This window comes from Arthrobacter sp. I3, from assembly GCF_000520575.1.
GTDB classification, from domain to species: Bacteria; Actinomycetota; Actinomycetes; order Actinomycetales; family Micrococcaceae; genus Arthrobacter; species Arthrobacter humicola_A.
Genome location: NZ_KI914961.1, coordinates 12,805 through 14,655 on the forward strand (window position 1 = coordinate 12,805; position 1,851 = coordinate 14,655).

1 protein-coding gene is annotated in these 1,851 nt (G+C 65.2%); it reads right to left on the reverse strand.

Annotation, left to right across the window (positions count from 1 at the left end; all coding sequences use genetic code 11):
- Nucleotides 1-804: 804 nt before the first annotated feature.
- Entirely contained in the window at nt 805-1,584 is a 780-nt protein-coding gene (locus Y706_RS0120030; protein ID WP_028277986.1) for an N-carbamoylsarcosine amidohydrolase, read from the reverse strand.
- Between the last annotated feature and the right edge of the window lie 267 nt (nt 1,585-1,851).

Here is a 1,851-nt window from a genome sequence, read left to right on the forward strand (position 1 = left end):
GACGGTTTAAGGTTCGTGGAGGCCGGACTTGCCCAAGCGGTCCAGGTGATTGTGTTGAGAATCCGCGTCGGCTCCATCCGTCCGGATGGATCGAGACGATGAACACCGGAGAATGACCTCACGCCGCATCTACGACGTTGCGATTATCTCGGTATCACCGATGGCGCATCACCCATGTGCGCGGTCTGGGTGGATTATCGTGCCCTGGCCCAGCGGATCGACTGACCCGCCTTCAGCCGTGCCGACCTCACCGGTGAGGTCCGCCTCGGCCCCGAAGATGCCCGCCCGCTAACGTTCAGCAACCCAGCACGTGCGCTCACACCTTTCAGCCCGACCCGACCAGCCAGCCGCGGCCGTCCATGCGGCCGGCACGCGCTGACGGTTTAAGGTTCGTGGAGGCCGGACTTGCCCAAGCGGTCCAGGTGATTGTGTTGAGAATCCGCGTCGGCTCCATCCGTCCGGATGGATCGAGACGATGAACACCGGAGAATGACCTCACGCCGCATCTACGACGTTGCGATTATCTCGGTATCACCGATGGCGCATCACCCATGTGCGCGGTCTGGGTGGATTATCGTGCCCTGGCCCAGCGGATCGACTGACCCGCCTTCAGCCGTGCCGACCTCACCGGTGAGGTCCGCCTCGGCCCCGAAGATGCCCGCCCGCTAACGTTCAGCAACCCAGCACGTGCGCTCACACCTTTCAGCCCGACCCGACGACAGCCGGCACCCGCTGAGGGGTGCCGGCTGTCGTCGGGTCGGTCTGGGGATGCCGGGCCGCGGGGCTCCGAGAGTGCGGTGCGGCTCAGGCCGGATCCGCGGGGGTCGCCACCTCGGGCTGGGGATCCGAGAGGGTCTTCGGGACCGTGTCCTCGAACTGCGGGAGGCGGTTCAGGTAATCCACCACCGAATCCGTGGACTCCACGTCACCGAACTTGTTGTCGATGTCGTAGAGGTTCCACTGCACGACGCCCGGGACGCGGTCGCCGATGGTCTCCCGGGGGATGATCGGGCGGAAGCCCTTGGCGATCGCGTCCTCGACGGTGTGGCGCACGCACCCGGCCGCGGTCGCACCGGTCACGATCAGGGTGTCGATGCGGTTGGAGGTCAGGAAGAGCTCGAGGTTCGTCCCCGGGAACGCCGAGGCGCGATTCTTCTCGATCACGACCTCGCCGGGCGCGGGCGCAATGCGGTCGTCGATCTGCGCCCAGTAGGAATCCGCCGGAAGGGTCTCCGTGGGGATCTTCGAGTACCACAGACCCATGTCGTTCGTCCCGGAGGTGGCGTCGCGGTTGCGGTACACGTTCGTGGTGTAGAAGACCGGGACACCCTTGGCGCGCGCGGCCTCGTTGATCCGCTGGACGTTCGGGATGATCGTCTCCATGCCCGGGCAGCTGAACGGGTGGCCCGGTCGGGTCCAAGCGTTCGCGAGGTCGATGTGGATGACGGCGGGGCGGTTGCCGTAGCCGATCCGACGCTTGAAGCCTCGCTCGTTGTAGATGTCCGTGCCTGCTTCGAACGCCTCCTCCAGCACTGCGGCAAGACGGGCTTCGATGTCGCTGAACGTCTCTGTCTCTGCTGTCATGGTTCTCTCCACTCTCTTGGCTGTTGTGTTTCTAAGCTAGCAACGAGGTTGCTGTACTGGATACTGTAGCGCACGAACCGGCGCACCACCAGAGGTGCCCGGAGTCTGCATCTCCACCGGACCAACTTCTCGATAGGGCGAGCATCGGCGAGTGCGTCACTCCGGCAGCCCGGCGAGGGGCCGGTTCGCGGCCCGCCCACCCCAGCAACACGGGCTGAGGCATCCGCAGTTTTCCCGGCGGAAACATTCGTGCCAAGCGATGACACT

Coding starts and splice junctions, on each gene's coding strand:
- Y706_RS0120030 (WP_028277986.1), bottom strand. CDS start 1,584: ATGACAGCAGAGACAGAGACGTTCAGCGACATCGAAGCCCGTCTTGCC.